General features: G+C 71.8%; 12 protein-coding genes. 11 read left to right on the top strand and 1 reads right to left on the bottom strand.

Features of this window, described 5'->3' with window-relative positions:
* Nucleotides 1-62: 62 nt before the first annotated feature.
* The 5 genes from AB0N27_RS18340 to AB0N27_RS18320 all read left to right on the top strand — a co-directional run bounded on the left by AB0N27_RS18340 (nt 63) and on the right by AB0N27_RS18320 (nt 3,838).
* Complete coding sequence (locus tag AB0N27_RS18340; RefSeq protein WP_364370445.1) at nt 63-512, top strand: NUDIX domain-containing protein; 450 nt, start codon at nt 63-65, stop codon at nt 510-512.
* Nucleotides 509-1,276 (top strand): hypothetical protein, encoded by a 768-nt coding sequence (locus tag AB0N27_RS18335; RefSeq protein ID WP_364370442.1) that lies wholly within the window; start codon nt 509-511, stop codon nt 1,274-1,276. The genes AB0N27_RS18340 and AB0N27_RS18335 overlap by 4 nt, the downstream gene beginning before the upstream one ends.
* 78 nt (nt 1,277-1,354) lie before the next feature.
* Complete coding sequence (locus tag AB0N27_RS18330) at nt 1,355-2,086, top strand: phosphocholine cytidylyltransferase family protein (protein WP_364370439.1); 732 nt, start codon at nt 1,355-1,357, stop codon at nt 2,084-2,086.
* On the top strand, nt 2,074-3,141 hold the full coding sequence (locus tag AB0N27_RS18325) for an iron-containing alcohol dehydrogenase family protein (RefSeq protein ID WP_364370437.1): 1,068 nt from the start codon (nt 2,074-2,076) through the stop codon (nt 3,139-3,141). Before AB0N27_RS18330 ends, AB0N27_RS18325 begins: the two co-directional genes overlap by 13 nt.
* Nucleotides 3,116-3,838 carry a CDP-alcohol phosphatidyltransferase family protein gene (locus AB0N27_RS18320; protein WP_364370435.1) on the top strand — a complete coding sequence of 241 codons (723 nt, stop codon included), beginning with the start codon at nt 3,116-3,118 and terminating at the stop codon, nt 3,836-3,838. Before AB0N27_RS18325 ends, AB0N27_RS18320 begins: the two co-directional genes overlap by 26 nt.
* Before the next feature lie 293 nt (nt 3,839-4,131).
* Here AB0N27_RS18320 and AB0N27_RS18315 read toward each other — a convergent pair whose 3' ends face one another.
* The gene (locus tag AB0N27_RS18315; protein WP_364370433.1) at nt 4,132-5,400 is read right to left on the bottom strand and encodes a glycosyltransferase; all 1,269 of its coding nucleotides are present in this window, start codon (nt 5,398-5,400) and stop codon (nt 4,132-4,134) included.
* A gap of 80 nt (nt 5,401-5,480) precedes the next feature.
* On the opposite strand from AB0N27_RS18315, the gene AB0N27_RS18310 reads away from it, so the two are divergent.
* From AB0N27_RS18310 to AB0N27_RS18285, 6 genes are all read left to right on the top strand, one after another.
* Nucleotides 5,481-6,341, top strand: coding sequence for a DNA-formamidopyrimidine glycosylase family protein (locus AB0N27_RS18310; RefSeq protein ID WP_364370430.1), 861 nt, complete (start codon nt 5,481-5,483; stop codon nt 6,339-6,341).
* Nucleotides 6,342-6,605: 264 nt separating this feature from the next.
* Nucleotides 6,606-8,177, top strand: a complete 1,572-nt coding sequence (locus AB0N27_RS18305) for a sugar transferase (RefSeq protein WP_364370841.1) — start codon at nt 6,606-6,608, stop codon at nt 8,175-8,177.
* A gap of 38 nt (nt 8,178-8,215) precedes the next feature.
* Nucleotides 8,216-9,442, top strand: coding sequence for a histidine kinase (locus AB0N27_RS18300; protein WP_364370427.1), 1,227 nt, complete (start codon nt 8,216-8,218; stop codon nt 9,440-9,442).
* On the top strand, nt 9,439-10,197 hold the full coding sequence (locus AB0N27_RS18295; RefSeq protein ID WP_364370424.1) for a LytTR family DNA-binding domain-containing protein: 759 nt from the start codon (nt 9,439-9,441) through the stop codon (nt 10,195-10,197). The genes AB0N27_RS18300 and AB0N27_RS18295 overlap by 4 nt, the downstream gene beginning before the upstream one ends.
* A 65-nt stretch (nt 10,198-10,262) precedes the next feature.
* The gene (locus AB0N27_RS18290; RefSeq protein WP_364370421.1) at nt 10,263-10,925 is read left to right on the top strand and encodes a DUF5701 family protein; all 663 of its coding nucleotides are present in this window, start codon (nt 10,263-10,265) and stop codon (nt 10,923-10,925) included.
* Nucleotides 10,926-11,067: 142 nt separating this feature from the next.
* Nucleotides 11,068-13,143, top strand: coding sequence for a carboxypeptidase regulatory-like domain-containing protein (locus AB0N27_RS18285; RefSeq protein ID WP_364370419.1), 2,076 nt, complete (start codon nt 11,068-11,070; stop codon nt 13,141-13,143).
* Nucleotides 13,144-13,251 lie beyond the last annotated feature (108 nt).

The raw sequence follows: 13,251 nt of genomic DNA, 5'->3' as shown, positions 1-13,251 counted from the left end.
GGATGTTTCCGGGACAAGACCGGGCATCGTCGCGACGCCGTACCGCTCGCTACTGTCAAACGGTGTCCACCGAGCCCCTGCGCTGTGCCGGCGCGCTGATCGTCGACCACGACGGCCGCATCTTCTTCCAGCGCCGCTCACCACACCGGCGCCTCTTTCCCAACTGCTGGGACATCGTCGGTGGGCACCTGGAGCCGGGCGAGGAGATCGACGACGCGCTGGCCCGGGAGATCACCGAGGAGACCGGCTGGGTCCTCTCCCACGTCCTCGGGCAGGTGGGCGAGTACCACTACGTCGGCGACGACGGGCTGGCCCGGACCGAACACGACTTCCTCGTACGCGTCGACGGCGACCTCGGCCACCCGAGGCTGGAGGCGGGCAAGCACACCGAGTACCGCTGGCTCGCCGAGCACGAGGTGACAATGCTCGACGAGAACCGCGACGTGAACGACGGCCTGATCCGGCGGATCGCGGAGGAGGGCTTCGCCGTCCTGCGGTCGATCGGTCTGTGAACACCGTCGAGCTGACGCCGCACCGGTTCGCCGGCCTGCTCACGCCGGCCGTGGACCGGACGTTCCGCGCCGGCATGCTTGCCGGCCGCGACGGCGGCGGCGCCGAACTGAGCCAGCGGTACGGCGGGCCCACCGCGACCGGCTTCCTGGTGGACCTGCGCACCCGGCTCGCCGCACCTGGCGGCACGGTCGACGGGCCGGGTTTCGCGGCGATCACCAGGTACGGCGACCCGGTCAGCGCCCGACGCGCGATGGACAAACACGTGGCGCACGGCATGATCCACCGCCGGCCGGACGGCGCGCTCTCCGCCACCGAACGGGGTGCCGCCTTCCTCGCCGAGCTGTACCAGGTGCACGCCGAGGTCACCGAGGAACTGTGGGCGGGCCACGACGAGCGGGTGGCGCGGTTGGTGGCGTCACTCGGCCGGGTGCTGGCGTACGCCCTGGTGCTTGCCGACGAGTCGGGCACCCCGGACGGCTCGGCCTTCACCGCGCTGGCACCCCCGTACGAGCCGGACGGCACCGGGCCGGGCGTACTGCTGCTCAACCGCCTGGGCGCGCTGCGCCACCACCGGGCCGACGCGCACGCCGCCGCCTGGACCGCCGCCGGGCACACCGCGTCGAGCGTCGCCGCGCTGCCGGTCGGCCCCGAACGGCTCGCCATCGAGCTCGAGACCGACCGCCGGGCCGCCGGGCCGTACACCGTGCTCAGCGCCGACGAGCGGCTGACGATGCTCGCCGACCTGGCCGCGCTGCCCGGCTGACCGGTTGGCCAGAGCCGCCCGGGCACCCGGGGCTATCCTCCAGCGGTGACGGGGAGTCGGACCAAGGAGGATGTCGCGATGATCGGAATGGTCCTTGCGGCCGGGGCGGGGCGCCGGCTGCGCCCGTACACCGACACCCTGCCCAAGGCGCTGGTGCCTGTCGACGGGGACACCACGATCCTGGACATCGCGCTTGGCAACCTCGCCGAGGTCGGGCTCACCGACGTCGTGATCGTCGTCGGCTACGCGGCGGACGCCGTCCGCGAGCGGCAGGCCGACCTGGAGAAGAAGTACGGGGTCACGCTCACCCTGGTGCACAACGACAAGGCCGAGGAGTGGAACAACGCCTACTCCCTCTGGCTGGCCCGCGAGTACTTCGCCCGCGGCGTGCTGCTGGTCAACGGGGACACCGTGCACCCGGTGAGCGTGGAGAAGACCCTGCTCGCCGAACGCGGCCCGGGCATCCTGCTCGCGGTGGACACCCTCAAGCCGCTCGCCGAGGAGGAGATGAAGACCACCTTCGACGCCGCCGGCCAGCTCACCCGCATCACCAAGATCATGGACCCGGGCGAGGCGTACGGGGAGTACATCGGCGCCACGCTCATCGAGCCGCAGGTCGCCGACGCGCTCGCCGACGCCCTGGAGGCGACCTGGCGGCGGGACCCCAACCTCTACTACGAGGACGGCTACCAGGAGTTCGCCGACCGGGGTGGCGAGGTGCGGGCAGCTCCGATCGGCGACGTCCCCTGGGTGGAGGTCGACAACCACGCCGACCTGGCCCGCGCCCGGGAGATCGCGTGCCGCTACTAGCGCGGAGCATCCTCACCCCGCTGCACATCGACGTACGGCGGGGGGCGGTCGCCGACCTGGCCGCGATCCTGGCCGACGGGCGGATCTCCGCCGGCGGTGACGTCGCGGTGGTGGTCGGCCCCGGTCAGGGCGCCCAGATCGCCGAGCTGATCCGACCGTCCCTGCGCTCGGCCGACGTCTTCACAGTCGCCGGGGCGACCCTGGACGCCGCCGACGACCTGGGCGGCAAACTCCGCGCCCGCTCGTACGACGCGGTGGTCGGAATCGGCGGCGGCAAGACCATCGACGTGGCCAAGTACGCGGCGACCCGCCGAGGGCTCCCCATGGTGTCGGTGGCCACCAGCCTCGCCAACGACGGGATCGGCTCACCGGTGGCCAGCCTCATCACCGACGGGATCAAGGGCTCCTACGGGGTGCACATCCCCATCGCGGTGATCGTCGACCTGGACTTCGTGGAGAGCGGCCCGGACCGGCACAACCGGGCCGGCATCGGCGACGTGATCAGCAACATCAGCGCGCTCGCCGACTGGGAACTGTCCCGGCAGGTACGCGGCGAGCCGATCGACGGGCTGGCCGCGTCGCTGGCCCGGGCCGGCGCCGAAGCGGTGCTCAACCACCCCGGCGACATGACCGACGACGCGTTCGTCACGGTGCTCGCCGAGGCGCTGATCTCCAGCGGCCTGGCCATGGCGGTCTGCGGCACCAGCCGACCGTCCAGCGGCGGCTGCCACGAGATCATGCACGCCGTCGACTCGCTCTTCCCCGGCACCGCCTCACACGGCGAGTTGGCCGGACTGGGCGCGCTGTTCTGCACCTGGCTGCGCGGAGACCCGCGCCGCTTCGGGGAGATGTCGGCCTGTCTCGCCCGACACGGACTGCCCCGGCTCCCCGCCGAGGTGGGGCTCACCGACGACCAGTTCGTGGAGGCTGTGCAGTTCGCGCCGCGTACCCGACCGGACCGGTACACCATCCTCGAACACCTCGACCTGTCGCCTACCGAGACGCGGGAGCGGCTGGCAGACTACGCCGGTGCAATCCGCGACCAGCTTGGCTGACCCCCGTCCCACCGTCGCCGACTTCCACCGGGTGAACCGGGGCGGAGGCCTGTTCAGCGAGTCCATCAGCCAGTGGCTCGGCGCCGTCTTCGCGCTCGTCGCCCAGCGACTCGGGCTGCCGCCCACCGCGCTGACCATCACCAACCTCGTGCTCGGCCTGGCCACCTCGGTCAGCGTCGTGGCGCTCGCCGGGCCGGTCGCCGCTGGCGACGTACCGGCCTGGGTGGTGGGCCTGCTCGCCCTGCTCGGCTGGCAGATCGCGTACTCCCTGGACTGCGCCGACGGGCAGCTCGCCCGGGTGACCGGCCAGGGCAGCGCGGCAGGCGCGCGGATCGACATCCTCTGCGACGTGGCCGCGCAGATCGCCCTCGTGGCCGCGCTCGCCGCCACCGCCGTGGCGCAGGAGCCGTCGACCCCGACCTGGCTGGTGGCGACCTTCGCCGGCACCTGGATGGTCAACCTGGTCACCTCCGTGATGCAGTCCGGCCCCAACGCCGCCAGCATGGTCACCTCGACGTCGCTGCCGGTACGCCTCGTGAAGCTGGTCCGCGACTACGGCGCCGTGATCTTCGTTGCCGCGGTGGTGCTCGCGGTGGCCCCCGCGCTGGTCCTCTGGGTGCTTGTCGCGTTCACGATCGTCAACGGCGGCTTCCTGCTCGCCAGCATCGCCTTCTCCGCCCGCGCCTCCCTGCGCTGACCGCCGCCCCACGGCGCGCAAGATCCGCACAACTTCTCCGAAGTTGCTGCCTCCGAGGTGCCGGAGGCGACAACATCCCTGATGTTGTGCGGATCTTGTCGACCGACGCCCGGGCTGGGCGCTCCGGCGGGCGGCAAAGGGACGCCGCGCGATCAAGATCGCGCTCGATCCAGGAAAGAGGGCCATCCCGCCGCCCCGAGGCCACTACTTCCTGGATCTAGCGCGATCTTCGCGACGCGACCCCGCAGGGCGGAACGGCCACGCCCAGGGGAACGGCGCCGCGCGGCGGAGGGTCAGGCGGGGTTGGGTGTGCGGGCCATGCCGGCGTAGATGTCGATGAGCTGCTTGGTGACCACGTCGGGGTGGAAGGTCCGCTCGTAGCGGGCGCGGGCGGCCAGGCTCAGCCCGGACGCGCCGGCCCGGGCCACCGGCAGGGCGGCGGCCAGCGCGGCAGGTTCGGGGGCGACCACCCAACCGGCTTCACCGGAGCCGATGCCTGCGGGCATGGCCGGCCCGTCACGCCCGGCGACGGCCGAGGCGGTCTCGGCGGGGCCGGTGCCGGCGGGTTCGTGTGGGGCGTCCGCTCCGACGAGGTACGGGATGCCGCCCAGCGCGGTGCCGAGGACCGGCCGGCCGCTGGCCAGCGCCTCGATGATCACGGTTGGCAGTACGTCGTGCCACATGGAGGCGGCGATGACGACGGCGCTGGCTTCGACGGCGGCGCGTACGCCGGCCCGGTCGAGCTGGCCGAGGTAGACCACGTCGGGCCGCTCGGCGGCTGCGGCCTCCACCAGCGGGCGCAGCTCCCCGTCGCCGGCGATCCGCAGGGTGCCCAGTGTGCCCACCGGGTGCCGGCGCCAGGCGTCCAGCAGCAGGTCGGCGCCCTTCTCCGGGGAGAGCCGGGCCATGTACAGGAAGCCGTCGCCGAGCGGCGCGGGCCGGCCGGGGTCGGGTACGGCGTTCGGCTTCACGACGATCCGGTCGTCCGGAATGCCGTACTCGCGGAGATGGTCGGCGATCGCGGTGGTGAGCGCGACGTACCGGTCCACCGACCGCCAGGTTCCCCGGTGTACGGCCAGGGTGGTCGCCATCAGCGCGCTCTGCGCGGCCGAGTCGCGGTAGCAGCGGTGCTTGATCGCCGGTACGCCCAGCGCCCGGCCCTTGCAGTCCTGGCAGATCACGCCGTCGCGGAAGTAGATCCCGGAGGAGCAGACCTGCCGGTAGTTGTGCACCGTCTGCACCACCGGCACGCCGTGCCGGTGCGCGGTCCGCACCACCCAGGGCGACAGCAGGGGGTACGGGTTGTGCAGGTGCAGGGCGTCCGGTCGGTGCTCGGTGAGGAGCCGGCTCAGGTCGTGCTGGGCGCGGGGTGCCCAGATCGGGGAGATCGGCAGCAGCGCCTTGGCCGCCTTCGACATCGACGGGATCTCGTCCGAGCTGCGGATGAACGGCAGCACCTCGACACCGGCAGCGGTGAGCTGAGCGATCTCCGAGTCGACGATCGTGTTCTCGCCGGAGGGCTGGGCTTCCCGGTACCGGTTGTGCGCCACCACGATTCTCACGCAGCTTGCCTCTCGTTCGCGATTGCGGGACTCGCAAGCTCATTCCTCACGCTCACGGGAAAGAAGGCTACCGTTGTGTCGTGCCCGAACTACCGGAGGTTGAGGCGCTCGCGGGTTACCTGCGGCAGCGCGCGGTGGGCCGGCGTGTCGACCGGTTGGAGGTCGCCGCGATCAGCGCCCTGAAGACGTACGACCCGGCACCGACCGAGGTCACGGGTCGGGCGGTGGTCGACGCCCGCCGACACGGCAAGTTCCTGGACGTGGTGTTCGAGGGGGATCTGCACCTGGTGGTCCACCTGGCTCGTGCCGGCTGGCTGCACTATCGAGAGGCCTTCCCGGCCGGCACCCCACTTCGTCCCGGTAAGGGGCCGATCGCGCTGCGCGTACGTCTCGACGACGGGTCCGGCTTCGACCTGACCGAGGCCGGTACGCAGAAGAAGTTGGCCGCGTACCTGGTCAGCGACGTGGCGGCGGTGCCCGGGGTGGCCAAGCTGGGGCCTGACGCGTTCGCCGCGGACCTGCCGACGTTCGCGGAGCGGCTGCGCAGCCGGCGGGGGCAGGTCAAGGGGGTGTTGACCGACCAGTCGGTGCTGTCCGGGGTGGGCAACGCGTACTCGGACGAGATCCTGCACGCCGCGAAGCTGTCCCCGTTCGCGATCACCGACCGGCTCACCGACGGGCAGCTCGCGGCCCTGCACGCGGCGACCCGGCAGATCCTCGGCGATGCCGTGGAGCGGTCCGTCGGTCAGCGGGCGGCGGAGCTGAAGGGTGAGAAGCGCTCGGGGCTGAAGGTGCACGCCCGTACCGGGCTGCCCTGCCCGGTGTGCGGGGACACGGTGCGGGAGGTGTCGTTCGCCGACTCCAGCCTCCAGTACTGCCCGACGTGTCAGACCGGCGGCAAGCCGCTCGCTGACCGACGGTTGTCCCGAATCGTACGGTGAGTGACACCACGCGCCGACTACAGAGCGGAATCGACCCGACTGAGCCGAAGCTCCGGTCCACCGTTCTCGCCACAGGCGTATCCATCGGTATAGTGGCCCGGTCCCCGGCTTCTGAAATGGTGCGGAGCCGGCCAGATCCCGCCGGCACCATCAGTCGCCAATCTCCTTCGGGGCGGCGACCGGTCGGAGCCCGCGTGGGAGACTGGGACGGTGGGCGACCCGGGCCCTCACTGCGAGTGAGCGGCACGTGTCATGCGGGAGGACATGGGTGAGGTGACGGCAAGCCTCCAGCGCCCGGTATCCAACGAAGGCCGGAGCAGACTCGTGCGGCACGTCGACAGCTTCGAGATCCAGCCGCCGACGCCGCCGACGCACAACGGCGTCCCCCGGTCGGCGTGGGCCAGGGCGCGTCGCCGCGTTTCCCGCTGGCACCGCCCCTACATCGCCATCCTGCTCGTGCTCGACTTCGGCGCGGCGGCGTTCGCCAGCTGGATCGCGATCCAGCTCTTCGACCAGGCCGCCTCCGGCTTCTCCGGCACCAACCAGGACCCGACGTGGTTCCACACGATCTCCTACCTGCTGCTCCCGCTGGGCTGGGTGGTCATCCTCTGGAGCAACCGGGCGTACGACAGGCGCTACCTGGGGCTCGGCCCGGACGAGTTCAAGCGGGTGATCCGGGCGTCGGTGACGGTCGCGGCGAGCGTCTCCTTCCTCGCCTTCGCGACGAAGACCCAGCTTTCCCGGTACACGGTCGGCACGGCGCTGGTCGGCGCCACGGTGCTGATCCTGTGGGGCCGGTTCGTGGCCCGCTGGGCGCTGCACTACATCCGCCGCCGGGCCGGCCAGGCCGCGCACCGGATGGTGCTGGTCGGCACCCTGCCGGAGTGCCTGGAGGTCTACGCGGCGGTCACCCGCAGCCCGGCCGCCGGGCTGGTGCCTGTCGCCATCCACATCACCGACGGGTACGCGGCGGCGCGGGGCATGCCGACGCCGGTGCCGGTGTACGCCGGCCGTGACGTCCTGGCCCTGGTCCGTGAGGTCGGCGGGGACACCATCGCGGTCTGCGGCTCGGCAAGCGCGGAGCCGGGTGAGCTGCGCCGGCTGGCGTGGCAGTTGGAGGGTTCCGGCGTCGACCTGGTGGTCGCACCGCAGCTCACCGACATCGCCGGCCCCCGGGTGCACATCCGGCCGATCGAGGGTCTGCCGCTGCTGCACGTGGAGGAGCCGACGCTCTCCGGGCCGGCGTTGCTGGCCAAGAACCTGATGGACCGGGTCGCGGCGGGTCTGGGCCTGCTGGTGCTGATCCCGCTCTTCCTGGCCATCGGCCTGGCGATCCGGATCTCCGACCCCGGGCCGGTCTTCTTCCGGCAGCCCCGGGTGGGGCACGAGGGGCGCACGTTCCGGGTGTGGAAGTTCCGGACCATGTACGTCGACGCCGAGGACCGGCTGGCCAGCCTGGTCGACCGGAACGAGACCGACGGCATGCTGTTCAAGATGAAGCAGGACCCGCGGGTCTTCCCGGTCGGCCGCTTCCTGCGGGCCTCGTCGCTGGACGAGCTGCCCCAGTTGATCAACGTGCTGTGGGGCGAGATGTCGCTGGTCGGGCCGCGCCCGCTGCCTGCCGACGACGGTGACTTCCTCGGCGACGTACGCCGCCGGCTGCTGGTCCGCCCCGGCATGACCGGCCTCTGGCAGGTCTCCGGCCGCTCCGACCTGTCCTGGGACGAGTCGGTGCGACTGGACCTCTACTACGTCGACAACTGGTCGCTCGCGTACGACCTGAGCATCCTGTGGCGCACCGTCGGGGTGGTGCTCGCCCGCAAGGGCGCGTACTAGGGGTTGGCGCGAAGGCCCGCACCGGCGAGGATCGCTGCGTGGGTGGCAACCTTTCGGCAGTGGTAGGCGTCGTCTCACTTGTCACCGCGTTGGCCGCGGCTCTGTGGGCGGTGCTGCGGTTGCGTGCCCGCCGGGGCATCGCCACCGCCACCCAGCGGGCCACCTACGAGGTGCTGCACACCGCCGGCCTGGCCGCCGAGCCGCTGCGCGCCGGGTTGAGCGAGGCGGGCGCGGCGAAGGCCGTACGCCATCTGCGGGCCCTGGTGGGCGCGGTCGGGCTGGCGCTCACCGACGCCGACCGGCTGCTCGCCCTCGACGGGCGCGGCACCCACCACGGGGAGCAACTGCTCGCGGCGGCCGGGCGGACGGTGGCGTCGGGGCGTTCGACGGTGCTCGGTGAGCACGAGTTGCGCTGCGACCGGGTCGACTGTCCGATCCGGGGGGCCGTGGTGGCGCCGTTGCAGGGCGCGGACGGCCGGGTGGTCGGGGCGCTTGTGGCGATCGCCGACAGCGCTCCGGCGCCGGGGCTGGTGCAGGCCACCCTGGAGACGGCGCACTGGGCCGGTAACCAGCTCGCCCTTGCCGAGCTGGACTCGTCGCGGGAGCGGCTGGCCCGGGCGGAGATCCGGGCGTTGCGGGCGCAGATCAGCCCGCACTTCATCTACAACGCGCTTACCGCGATCGGCTCGTTCGTCCGCACCGACCCGGAGCGGGCCCGGGAGTTGATCCTGGAGTTCGCGGAGTTCACGCGGTACTCGTTCCGGGCGCACGGGGAGTTCACCACACTCGCCGAGGAGCTGCGGTCGATCGACAGGTACCTGACGATCGAGCGCGCGCGGTTCGGTGACCGGTTGCAGGTGCGGTTGCAGATCGCCCCGGAGGTGCTGCCGGTGACGCTGCCGTTCCTCTGCCTCCAGCCGCTCGTGGAGAACGCCGTCCGGCACGGGTTGTCCCGCAAGCCGGGCACGGGCATGGTGAGCATCGAGGCCCGGGACGCGGGCGCCGAATGCCACATCACCGTGGAGGACGACGGAGTGGGAATGGACCCGACCACGTTGACCGCCGGCATCGCCGAGCTGGCGCGCGGCGCCGGTGACCCGGGCGACGACACGGGCCAGCACGTCGGCCTCTCGAACGTCGACGAGCGGCTGCGATCGGTCTTCGGTGACCGGTTCGGCCTGGTCGTCGAGACGGGACTGGGGTCGGGTACGAGGGTGAGCATGCGGGTGCCGAAGTTCCACCCCGGTGTGCGGGCGGGCTCGTGACCACGGGGTTCCTCCGGGTGCTGGCGGTGGACGACGAGCCGCCAGCGCTCGACGAGTTGGCGTACCACCTGCGTGCCGACCCCCGGGTGGCCCGGCTGCACACGGCCGGGGACGCCACCGAGGCGCTGCGGCTGCTGCGCGACGGCGACGTGGACGTGGTCTTCCTGGACATCCGGATGCCCGGCCTGGACGGCATGGAACTGGCCCGGGTGCTGCGCCGCTTCGCGCGACCACCGGCGATCGTGTTCGTCACCGCGTACGACGACGGTGCGGTGGACGCCTTCGACCTGGGCGCCACGGACTACGTCCGCAAGCCGGTCCGCGCGGACCGGCTGGCCGAGTCGCTGCGCCGGGTGATCGGCTCCCGGGTGGTGCCGTCGCATCCGGCGGCGCTGGGCCGGGCCGAGGAGGACCCGACAATCCCCATCGAGTTGGCAGGCACCACCCGGATGCTGCCCCGTTCGGCGGTGCGGTGGGTGGAGGCGCAGGGCGACTACGCGCGCCTGCACACCGCCGAGGGCTCGCACCTGGTGCGGGTGTCCCTGGCGACGCTCGCGGAGCGGTGGGCCGACGCCGGTTTCGTCCGGGTGCACAGGTCGTACCTGGTGCAGTTGAAGTTGATCGCGGAGTTGCGGCTGGTGAACTCCGGATACGTGGTGGTGATCGACTCGACCGAGCTGCCGGTGAGTCGCCGGCACACCCGGGAGCTGAAGGACAAGCTGGTCAGGGCCGCGAAACAGGACTGGAACCGTTGAGCCGGGAATGAGACGACCACTGTCGTACGTTGTACGCTAGTCCGTACGACAACCGGGAGGCCACCGTGTCCGAAATCCCCTTCGACGCCGCGACCGAGTTCGACCGCCAGCTGGACGAGCTGGTGCGGTTGGGCTACCCGGCCCTCGCCGGGCTGACCGAGACCGCCTTCCGCGACCTGGTCACGCCGCTGCGCGCCAGGGCGGTCCAGGGTGCCGCCGGCCTGCCCGCCCCCACCGACGCGCGGGTGCCGTTCCTGCTGGTGATCACCCGTGACCTGGCCGGGGTGCAGGAACGCCTGGGGCTGACCACGCTTGCCGGCAAGCGCAAGCCGGGCGTCCTCGACCGGAACTACCCGGCGGACGACCTGCCGCGCTTCGACCCGATCAAGGAGCTGGAGGTGCCGGCCGGGCCGGCGTACCTGCTGTTCGACGTCGACCGGGGCGAGGAGTTCCGCAACCTGCCGCCGGCCACGGCCATGGAGGGCATGACCGCCCAGGACCGGTTGCCACTCAGCATCGACGAGGGGATCGCCTTCATCACGCTGCACCCGGCCGCGCTTGCCAGCAACAGGTGCTTCTCGCTGGTCGGCTCCCGGTGCGGCGACAAGCGGGTGCCGGCACTCTGGATCAGTCAGGGCGCACCGAAGCTCGGCTGGTGCTGGTACGGCAACCCGCACACCTGGCTGGGCTCCGCGTCGGCCCGGCCGGAACGCGTCGGCCTGGACTGATCGTCAGTCCACAGCGGATGGCCGCCGGTTCCACACGCATCGCCGGTGACCTATCCTCCGTGTGCCGGTCCCGTACGGGGCGCAGGGTCGGTGCGGGCGGAGCCTGCTCAGGCCGCCCCACCACCCTCACATTGGGACATCGATGCAGCTATCCCCAGCCCGCCGCGCCCTGCTGGCCGGTGGCGTCGTGGCGGCACTCGTGCTGCCCGGCGCCACCCCGGCCCAGGCCGCCGACACGGGCGCGGTCAGCGGACGACTGACCACCAACGCCGGCACCGCCGCCGCCGAGGTTCTCGTACAGGTCTACCCGGCCGACGGGTACGAGAGCGTCGGTCAGACCAACACCGACGCCGACGGCAACTACACGGTCTCCGGGCTGCCCGCCGGCTCGTACACGGTGGGCTACTTCCCCTGGACGCAGCCCGAGCAGTACCACCACCGCAAGGCGATGATGTGGGACGCCGACCCGGTGACCGTCGCCGCCGGTGGCACCACCACAGTCGACGAGCAACTCTTCGGCACCGGCACCCTCAGCGGCCGGATCGTCGACAACGCCGGGCAGCCGGTGCGGGACCTGCTCATCAACGCGAACGAGGTCGACACGTACAACTGGGCGGGTGGTCTCACCGACGAGGACGGCCGGTTCACCATCAGCGCGCTGCCCGGCCGCTACCGGGTGAACTTCAACCCGATCGAGGGCTCCTACCAGACCCAGTACGTGCCTGGCGGCCTCGACGAGGAGAGCGCCACCATCTTCCAGGTCGCGGCGGACTCGGCGGTCGAGGTCAACGAGACGGTGCTGCCGGTGGGCGGCCTCTCCGGGCGGTTCACCACCGCGACCGGAGCGCCGCTGGCCAACGCCTCGGTCGACATCAGCACCGCCAACATGTACGGCGGGACGTGGACGCAGACCAACGCGAACGGCGAGTTCGACGTCCAGGTGCTCCAGGGCTCGTACAAGGTCGGGGTGGTCGTCGGCGAGCGGCAGCAGTACTACCGGGGCAAGCTGACCGCCGAAGAGGCCAACATCGTCCAGGTACGGGGCGGGCAGCAGACGACAATCGCGGACAGCCTGCTCGGCACCGGCTCGGTCGCCGTCACCGCCGTCGACTCGGTCACCGGTGCGCCCGTCGCCAACTTCTGCGTCGACTCGAGGTGCAGCAACGGCAGCGGCACGGTCACCGTCACCGGCCTGCCCCAGGGCCGCCACGACCTCTACCTGTACGCGCCGGACAAGCTGCACTTCTCCCGCGACGTGACAGGGGTACGCGTGACGGCGAACGGCACCACCTCCCTCACCGTGAAGATGCGGCCGGGTGCGGTCATCACCTCCACCATCGTCGACAAGCAGACCGGCGCACCGGTGCGGGACGTGTGCCTCGACGCATACCTGCCCAAGCAGGCGTCACTGCGCGACGGCTACGGCGAGTGCAGCGACGGCAACGGCCGGATCCAGGTCGGCCCGCTGGTCGGCGGCACCTACAAGCTCTTCGCGCTGCCCCAGGAGGGCGTCTACGGCCGCCAGTGGGTGGGTGCCGAGGGCGGCACCGGCGACGAGCGCCAGGCCGTCGACGTGGTCGCTACCGTGGGACAGGTGACGACCGGCCCGACCGTCCGGCTGGACCCGGCCGGCACGGTCACCGGCACCGTCACCGACTCGACGGGCAAGCCGCTGAGCAGCGTCGACATCTCGGTGCTTACCGGTCACCCCGGCATCGGTGTGCAGGACGCCAGCACCGACAAGCGCGGTGTCTACACCATCGACAGGCTCGGCCCGTACGCCTGGCCGCTGGTGTTCACCGGGCAGCCGTGGGCCAGCGAATGGTCCGGCGACGCGACGAGCCGCTTCACCGCCACCCCGGTGACCGTCACCGCCGGTGCGGCAGCCACCCAGGACGCCCAACTCGACCAGGGTGTCACGCTGACCGGCACGTTCCGTACCCCCGACGGCACCCCGTACGTCGGCGGGTACGCGATCGCCCGCAGCGTCGACACCGGCGACATCGCGGGCAACGGCTGGATCACCGACGGACGGTTCGAGATCCGGCTCAAGGGACCGCAGCGGGTGTTCTTCACCTACAACGCGTACCTGAGCGAGGCCCAGCAGGTCGACGGTCGCTACCTGGTCACCCAGCCGGACGGCACCCGCAAGCTGGAGCGGTTCACCGTCCCGGCCAGCGGCAGCATGTCCGTGGACCTGGTCGTACCGATCGGCTGACGATGCGGTGGAGCGGGGCCGGTGGCGTTGCCACCGGCCCCGCTTCGTCGGGTGGCCGGAGACCCGCCCGTATCCACCGGCGTTATCCACAGGCTTGAACTGTTCTCC

It is taken from the genome of Micromonospora sp. NPDC093244 (assembly GCF_040683695.1).
Lineage (GTDB): Bacteria > Actinomycetota > Actinomycetes > Mycobacteriales > Micromonosporaceae > Micromonospora.
Note: the sequence above shows the minus strand (reverse complement) of the source record. Positions and strands in the feature narration are given on the sequence as shown.